Source organism: bacterium (assembly GCA_021158245.1).
Taxonomy (GTDB): Bacteria; Zhuqueibacterota; QNDG01; order QNDG01; family QNDG01; genus QNDG01.
In genome coordinates, this window is the sequence record JAGGVB010000136.1 from 1 (window position 1) to 7,012 (window position 7,012).

6 protein-coding genes are annotated in these 7,012 nt (G+C 38.2%); 2 read left to right on the top strand and 4 right to left on the bottom strand.

Annotation, left to right across the window (positions count from 1 at the left end; all coding sequences use genetic code 11):
- Together J7K93_07325 and J7K93_07330 are read left to right on the top strand one after the other, a co-directional pair.
- A partial coding sequence (locus J7K93_07325; protein MCD6116808.1) for an adenosylhomocysteinase occupies nucleotides 1-288 on the top strand: 288 nt, incomplete at its 5' end.
- 112 nt (nucleotides 289-400) lie between these two features.
- The gene (locus tag J7K93_07330) at nucleotides 401-1,282 is read left to right on the top strand and encodes a hypothetical protein (GenBank protein MCD6116809.1); all 882 of its coding nucleotides are present in this window, start codon (nucleotides 401-403) and stop codon (nucleotides 1,280-1,282) included.
- Nucleotides 1,283-1,365: 83 nt separating this feature from the next.
- On the opposite strand, the gene J7K93_07335 is transcribed toward J7K93_07330, so the two are convergent.
- The 4 genes from J7K93_07335 to J7K93_07350 form a co-directional block, all read right to left on the bottom strand.
- Nucleotides 1,366-3,321 (bottom strand): hypothetical protein, encoded by a 1,956-nt coding sequence (locus J7K93_07335; protein ID MCD6116810.1) that lies wholly within the window; start codon nucleotides 3,319-3,321, stop codon nucleotides 1,366-1,368.
- Between the two features lie 33 nt (nucleotides 3,322-3,354).
- Nucleotides 3,355-5,043 (bottom strand): transglutaminase domain-containing protein, encoded by a 1,689-nt coding sequence (locus J7K93_07340; protein MCD6116811.1) that lies wholly within the window; start codon nucleotides 5,041-5,043, stop codon nucleotides 3,355-3,357.
- 61 nt (nucleotides 5,044-5,104) lie between these two features.
- A complete protein-coding gene (gene map, locus J7K93_07345; protein ID MCD6116812.1) occupies nucleotides 5,105-5,977 on the bottom strand; it encodes a type I methionyl aminopeptidase in 873 nt (290 codons plus the stop codon).
- Between the two features lie 55 nt (nucleotides 5,978-6,032).
- Complete coding sequence (locus J7K93_07350; protein MCD6116813.1) at nucleotides 6,033-6,809, bottom strand: Mut7-C ubiquitin/RNAse domain-containing protein; 777 nt, start codon at nucleotides 6,807-6,809, stop codon at nucleotides 6,033-6,035.
- Nucleotides 6,810-7,012: the final 203 nt, after the last annotated feature.

Below are 7,012 nucleotides of genomic sequence, written 5' to 3' on the forward strand. Positions count from 1 at the left end.
CTTGAAAACGGACGTACGGTTTATCTTCTCGCAGAAGGGCGGCTCATCAATCTGGCAGCAGCAGAAGGGCATCCAGCAAGTGTGATGGACATGAGTTTTTCAACTCAGGCATTGATGGCAGAGTGGGTTGTTCAGGAAAAGGATAATCTTGAACCCAAAGTTTACGATGTTCCGGAAAAGATAGAGAACTGGGTTGCAGCTTTAAAATTGGAATCTATGGGAATAAAGATTGATGAACTTACTGAAGAGCAGAAAGAGTACCTCGCTTCATGGAAGATTGGTACCTGATATTTTTGTACGGAAACGATTCAAACAATAAATCAATAAAGGCCCATGGGGACAATGTACCCGCGGGCCTTTGTAAATATTTAATTGTAAATAAGTTGCAGAGGGATGAGCAGTGAAGATAATACCCGTTGCCGCGGATTCCATGGGTGTCCGGTCTATGGCCACTTTTATTGAGGCTGGCGGTATTAAAATATTGATAGATCCCGGGGCTGCACTTGGCCCCGAGCGCTTCGGCCTGCCTCCTCATCCTGTTGAAAAGTGGATGCTTAAGAAATTCATTGACAGAATTAAATTGTACATACGCATTGCAGATATTGTTATAATTACAAATTATCATCCCGAACATTTTTATGATATCTCATATGAAATGTACAGAGGGAAAAAGATATTTTTAAAGAATCCAAACAGCCGGATTCCTGCTCATCAGAGGAACAGAGCCTTCGGATTTATAAATTCAGCGAAGAAGCTTTCATATCAGGCTGTTTATGCTGATAACGGGGAAGTAAAAATCAAAGATGTAGTGCTGAAGTTTTCGCCGTCGTTTTATTCAAATAAAGAAAAGACTGATTCCTGCGTTATGCTTGAACTGGAAGAGAATGAGAAAAAATTTCTTTTTTCATCCTGCGTTAACGGATTTATTGATGAAAATAGTTTGACATTTGCGGTAAACAGCAAGCCTGATATATTGTATCTTGACGGACCTGATGTATCATCATTGAATAATGCAAAGCAGGAAGCAATAGTAAAAGCCAGGATTAAAGAGATTGGTATGATGGTAACAGAAACTCCTGTAACTTCTCTTATAATAGATCACCACATAAAGAGAAGTACAGAGTGGGCTGATTATATAACGGATATTTCTGCGATAGCTTCGGGTAGAAATGTCGAGATTACCAGTGCTGCTTTGCTCAGAGGAGAAGATGAGAAACTTCTTGAGGCAAGAAGGAAGTTTCTTTATGCATCAGATAAAAATCATCAGCAAAAGCTGTTTTGAGTAGTTTACTTTTTTATCCACAAATTACACTAATTTACACGAATAAATTTAGAGATAATTTATTTTTATCTTTTGAACACAAGCTATAAGATTTTAGTAAAATCCTGGCCGGCCATTTTTTGAAAGATTGTAATTGAATTGCTTTTCTCAACTTGAATCTGATGCCCGTCAAATAGTATCCGGCCTTCAAATTTGCTACCGGGTGCTGATGGAGACACCAGAATAAGAGTACTGTCTCTTTTAAAAATTATTGTGCCAATACATGACTCAGGAAAGATTACGGCAGGTTTTATCGAAGTGGATAGGATTTCCTGAATGTGATTTTCTCCAATTGTAAAGCAGATAGAGAATTTTTTTGGTACTTTTTTGCCAGTTGTTGAGTATTTTGGTGCACTGTTTCCAAATAGAAGAGGGTGTTTATAATCGTCTATTCGGGAAAGAATATGAAAAATTTCAGAATCGACAATCTCTGCGTAAGGTGCTATTACAGCTTTATAGGTTCTATACCCAAGCCTTATTCCTCTGTCCGATACTTCCGCATTTGTTAACATATGGGGAGATATTACATCCATCTGGATGTGCGAAAGTGTTAGATCTTTTATAAGTCTTAGTGTTTCATCCAGAATGTAGTTTCTGTATTCCTCGTTGATATTCATCATTGTATAGGATGGAAAAAGAAACAGAGTATCTGCAAAAGGTGCTGTTCTTTTGGTGATCCTGTCCACTTCTGATGTTTTTTTATTTATTCTGAAAAAGTCTTCCGGATTGTCGGATGATAGTATCAATTCGAGAGAAAAGAGAGATGCAGTATCTGCAATAAAATTCAAGCTCTCTCTGTTATTATTGATGCCTGAAATTTCAATTGCACCGCTGCCCGATTCTGAAAAGACCGCAAGGCTTTTACTAATTACCATACCAGATAAAATATCCGGTTCCCCATTGTTCCTTGCGTTAAGATCCAGGTGTGTTAAATGCTCCGATACAATATCGTTGTTAATCCAGGGGTCAAATACAGGGCATCTTTTTACGTCAGATCCCGCACCTCTTGATACGGAATACATTGATATGAGATTAAAATCAGGGAAAAAAGCATGCATTGTAGAAGCAAAATCTTTTTTGGAAGCTTTTATCAAATTATTCAGATGCGTATAAAAGTCAGTCCTTACTTTTATATGGGAATTATCTGACATAGGAAGCAACAGGGCAAAAAGAAAATTTTTTAGATCATATCCGTATTCAGCTTTAAAGTTGTTGTAAATTGACAGGCTTACAGGAAGCATGTCTCCTATCATTCCGTATGATGTTTCGTCCGATCCCCAGATCATTCCGTCAAGATTAGTACAAGCATCAAAAATGTTGCCTGCAAAAGAGTATACAAGATCGTTGCTTTCTCTGCCTGCAAAATCAAAAAGATTTGTATCAAACCTCGGGAATGCCATTACATAATAGTTTCCACCGTTGTTTTCTGTAGTATCTCCTGAGATTTCAATTACACCGTCTGCAATGTTGGTTATGGAATATGAGAGAGCTGTTATGTCTTCAACAGAGTCCGGGGCAATAATGTCATTTTCAGCGCGAAAAAGGAAGACCCGTTCCACTCCGGATGGAGAAAAAAGCACAGCTCTCTCCTGCAAGTGTGAGCATAAATACTTTTCTGAAAAGGGAATTGAGATAAAAAAATGGCCTTCTTCCACTTTTGCTACGTTACTGAATTTAGCGGTTTTTTCCTTGTCAGTATTTCTGTGAATAATAAGGCATTGAGTACGTTCTTCTGTTTTTGAAATAAAAAAACGGGATGATTGTCTCGGGTCTGCCATTACTATAAATTCAAGATTCCTCTTTTTTGCGTACTGGCTTGTTTTGGAAAGAGCTCTTAATACCTTGTTATCAGTGAATTTGTATCTCGAAATACCCTGGCAGACAAGAATACCTGAGAATCCGCATTTTGCAATTTTTTCAACCTGTAAACGAAGAGTATTATACAGGTCAACTTCGCGGTCTTCCCATTTCCATAAGAATATGTTGTTATGTACTTCCATTATAACCTTTGTTAAGATTATTTATACATGATTTTATCTTACACTCCATCCGGCAATCCGAAAGTTAAATTCATAGCTTAAGGCGTTACTCCAGTCGGAATCGTAAACTGATTTGTATCTTGTGCCGTAGACAGGGCCTGCAGCTTTACCGTATGTATAAAACCAGTTAATAATCGGGCTCCCTGTAAAAGCGAGGCTGATCCAGTACTGTCCCGGAGGCAGGAGCGGTTTGTCTGATGAAAAATCAAAATCAACCCAATCATAGCCCTTTTGAGTCCTGATTGAGCCGATATCTTTTAGCTTGCTGGCGCTTATGAGTTTGCCGGGTTTATTGTTGTCATCTGCAAAAAGCTCCAGCCAAATCTGGCCGCTGCCTCCGAATTTATGTATTGCAATTCCTGCTTTTACAAGCTTTAAAGGTTTGTTAACAATAAATATCTGCGCGTACTGGGTGAGTTTTGTAGTTACGTACTCTGCACTTTCAACAATAAAATTTCTCTTTAAAACGAATTTTTCATTCCCTTCGTCTTCCTGATTTCTTGCCTGGCTGAAATCAATGTTTCTAGGGAATTGAGTGTTGCCGAATAATGTAGGTTTATCATACTGAAGTTTCTTCAATACCGGCGGTTTGACAGGCCTTGGTTTAATTACAGGAGGAAGAATGACAGGTTTGAATACAGCTTCAATTCTTGGGCAGAGAAGCATATTTTTCGGCCCGTAATTTTGTTTTGTCATTGAGAGCTTTACAGAGTCAGCTGCAAATGAGGCTTCTATTGATTCAATAAATTTGGGCATTCTGTTCACGCCTTTTGATTGAACCCATCGTACCAGGCCGTCGTTTATTGTCTCTTTGTTGTCAATTCCTATTTCTATGCGGATAAATCTGTTTGATACAAAGAGCTCTGTCTGCTGTGGGTCAAAAGGTATCCAGCCGAGATCAGAAAACAGAACCTCTATCCATGAGTGCCTGCCCTGTCCCATTTTAAATGTATAAGCCCCGCTTTTTGTTTTTATTGAATAGGGCTTTTTTAAAGTTACACCGTTGACAATCCTTACAGGAATGCCGACACTTCTCATAAGTGCTGCTGCAATATGAGAGTAGTTCTGGCAGTTGCCTTTTTTGTTATTGAAAGAGTATAGAGCATCATATTTTTCAGGAGGAGTTACATAGTGCATGTTATCTACAACCCACGATAAGATGCGCTGTACAGCGTCAAACTGGCTCTTGACACCTTTAACAAGTTTGATTGCTTTTGCTTTAATAAGAGGAGAATCTGACTGCACAAGTTCCGTAGGTTTAAGATAATCTTTTGAATCTGCAGGTATGTTTGACGGATGGAACGCAGCTGATGATTCAAGTTTATCAAGTTTGGTTTCCGTAACTGCGTTAAAGGAAGTGTTAACAGAGATGTTGCTTTCCGGCCGGATCCATTCTGCTAAAATGATTCTATTGCCTCTTTTATCAATTCTGGATTCTTTTTTTACAGGTTCCGGCGTAAAGGTAAGATGAAAATTGCTAATCTTCTGATTATAAGTGGGTGATATGAAGGTTTGAGGTATAACAAAACTTAATGATACTTTTTTTGTTCCTGGTACAGGCTGGAATTCCTGAACAAGAGAATATAGAATGCGGGATTCCTGGCCTCCGTTTATTAGGTAGTTCTCACCCCTTGAGAGCGAATATGCAGCAAGAATTAACAGAACTGCAGTCATGCGTTTCATATTCTTATCCTCCTGTAAAAGAATAAAGGTTATGAGTTTTCTCGCTGTTCACGGTAAATTATTATAATGGAAAAGGAGTAAGACTTTCATAACCTGTTTTTGTTACAACAAGTGTCTGCTCAAACTGTGCTGAAAGAGACCCGTCAATTGTAACTGCTGTCCAGCCGTCTTCAAGAATTCTGAGGCTGCTTTTACCTGTGTTTATCATAGGTTCAATAGTAAAAACCATGTTTTCAATAAGAGGCACACCACGCCCTCTCTGCCCTGTATGAGCAACCTGGGGAGGCTCGTGGAAATTAATACCTACACCGTGCCCTACAAAGTCCCGGACAACAGAGCATCCGTTTGATTCTGCAAAAGTCTGGATTGCCCAGCCTATATCTCCCAATGTATTCCCAGGTTTAACCATATTCATCCCGCGTTTAAGAGACTTTTTTGCTACAGAAACAATTTTTTTAGCGTCATCTGATGGCGTTCCAACGAAAAAAGTTTTGCTTGCATCTGCGTAAAAACCGTCCAGTATTGATGTTATATCAACATTAATGATGTCTCCGTCTTTTAGGATGTAGCTGCCCGGTATGCCGTGGCATATAACATCATTAACAGACGTGCAGACACTTTTGGGAAAACCCTTATAGTTAAGAGGAGCTGGTATAGCATTATTTTCAATTGTGTATTCATGGACGATTTTATTGATATATTCGGTCGTTATTCCGGGCTTTATCTCTTTCTCAACAAGATTGAGTGTATCTACAACAAGTCTTCCTGCCCTGCGTATTCCTTCTATCTCTTCTGCAGTTTTAATTATTATATTCTGGCGGTAATATCTGGTTTGTTTCATCTTTTTCTCCGTTTTTTCCTTCAGCATACAGCAGTTTTTATATTTTTTCCCGCTGCCGCAGGGGCAGGGGTCGTTTCTACCGATTTTGTTCAATTATATTCTCCAACAGTACATAAATATTAAGAGGTCTAATGTATGAAAAGTTTTTTTAAAAATCAACAGAGCGCAGCTTCTCAATTTTTTTTATCATTTTTTGATAGTGTGGCCCTTTCCAAAATACTCTGCCGCATCCGGTGCATTGCTGGAAAGTATTATAAAACAGCCTGGTTTTTTCCTGTAAAATATCTTCAATTTCAATTTTTTCCACAGGTACAATTTTACTGTTGCAAATTATACACCTTGTAAACGGATCAATTGATGATTTCAGGTCAAATCTTTTAATTATCTCTTTTATCTGCTCATCAGGTATTGTAGATCTTACCCAATACCCGTGTGTCACAGGTTTTAATTTCAGAAGGGCTCTGTCTTTTGTCAGGATTATTCGGTTCTGTTTTAAAGAGATATTTACAATCTCATGACTGTTAAATACCGGATCAAAAAGGGTATCAAATCCCAGCATTCGGAGCATTTTTGCAAGTTTCCCCAGTTGTATGTCAAGGATAAAGAGTGTTGTTCGTAAAGGAGAAGGCCTGAGCTTTAAAATTGGAGAAATATCCATTGATTCGAATCTCGGATATACTGCAATCCGGTCGCTGTCATTTAACTGATATGAAAAGTCAACGGAATTCCCGTTTACAATTATCAGGTCAATCTCAGGATGAGGAATTCCCATTGCCTCAACTGCATCTTTTACAGAAGGATTTCCCTTAAAAAAATATTCAATATTTTTTTTCTTTTTATCCGGCGGTAAAAAATCGTTCAGCTCTTCATAAAAACGGAAGGCAGCTTTGTTAATTTCGTTTTTTTTGGTATTTTTGTTGGTCATTAAGCACCCTGAATATAATTTCATAAGCAGGTGTTTAAGTTTATAATTTTTTCCATTAAAGTGCAAGGGATTTGCAACAAAAAAATGGACACAAAGTTAAGTTTAAGCACCATTTTTCATTTCCATAAATTGTGCTGGTGAATTGTTCTCCTGATATGAATGTTTTCTTATCCGGTTATAGAATGATAAATATCGACTGACGA

Bases quoted from the DNA above. Each gene is read 5' to 3' on its own strand.
- J7K93_07350 (MCD6116813.1), bottom strand. From the start codon at position 6,809: ATGACCAACAAAAATACCAAAAAAAACGAAATTAACAAAGCTGCCTTC.
- J7K93_07335 (MCD6116810.1), bottom strand. From the start codon at position 3,321: ATGGAAGTACATAACAACATATTCTTATGGAAATGGGAAGACCGCGAA.
- J7K93_07340 (MCD6116811.1), bottom strand. From the start codon at position 5,043: ATGAAACGCATGACTGCAGTTCTGTTAATTCTTGCTGCATATTCGCTC.